We start from the raw sequence: 1133 nt of genomic DNA, 5'->3' as shown, positions 1-1133 counted from the left end.
ACAACCAAGACCACAAGCACAACACAAGATCCGTTTTTAGATGCGTTGGTAAGTTTATCGAGTGACGATACAAATACATTTGTAAGTGCCAGCGTACTAAAAAATTCCGATATATTCGCAGCAATTAATATCATTGCGAGTGATATTGCAAGCAATCCAATCTTATGTGGTACTGATGCAATAGATAAGATGATTAACTCAAAGCCAAACAGTATTATGGACGGTTATCACTTTAAATATGCTTTGGCGGTAAATATGTTGCTGAATGGTAATTCATTTGCACAGATTTTACCAGGCAATCAACTTAAATTCATACCCAATAACAAAGTGGTCGTTGAACAAGATGATGTGAGTGGAGTCTTAACATATACTTACTCACCTGATGGACGAACTAAGCAGCAGATTGCGCCTGTCAGCATACTTCATTTCAAGTATTTCACTAGAGATGGAGTTACTGGTATTAGTCCATTGTATTCATTAAAAGATGAACAAAATATTCAGTCTGCTGGAAATAAATTGCTAACAGGTTTCTTTAATCAGGGAGTTCATGGCACAACAATTGTGAAAGTCCACCAATCAGATTTGGGGAAAGATGCTAAGGAAAACATTAGGAAGAAATTTGATGAAGCGACAACAGGAAATAACTCACTTAATTCCGTTGTGGTTGATGATGGTATGGACGTTTCAAATTTACAAATTAATACTGATGTTTTAAAACTGGTCAACTCTAATGACTGGACAACTAGACAAATTGCTAAGGCATTTCAGTTACCAGTTGAACGGTTAGGCTTAGAGAATGAGCACTCAAACACCGAGCAAAGTAATATTCAATATCTTAAAGGTACTTTGCAGCATTATTTTGATTGCTTTACAAGTGAGTTAGCTTTCAAGTTAGATAAAACATTTAATTTCAATACCGATAAATTGCTTAGTTTAGACCCGCAAGACCAACAAGCGATGGCCGCTGCTGGTTATTCTGGTGGAGTTTTAACCAGAAATGAGGCACGAGATAAACTAGACCTTCCAGCAACAGACGATGGCAATGTATTTGTAAATATTAATAAGAATGGGGTTGCCGACGAGTGATATGAAAAAAATAATAGTCGTTATGGGTGCTCCCTGTTCTGGAAAAA

The 1133-nt window shown here is 36.6% G+C and carries 1 protein-coding gene; it reads left to right on the top strand.

Translation table 11 applies throughout. The features are described from left to right. On the top strand, positions 1–1086 hold a 1086-nt coding region (locus FC81_RS10055; protein ID WP_057746503.1), incomplete at its 5' end, for a phage portal protein. Positions 1087–1133: the final 47 nt, after the last annotated feature.

This window comes from Liquorilactobacillus capillatus DSM 19910 (assembly GCF_001434915.1).
GTDB lineage: Bacteria > Bacillota > Bacilli > Lactobacillales > Lactobacillaceae > Liquorilactobacillus > Liquorilactobacillus capillatus.
This window is presented reverse-complemented; position numbering and strand designations above follow the sequence as displayed.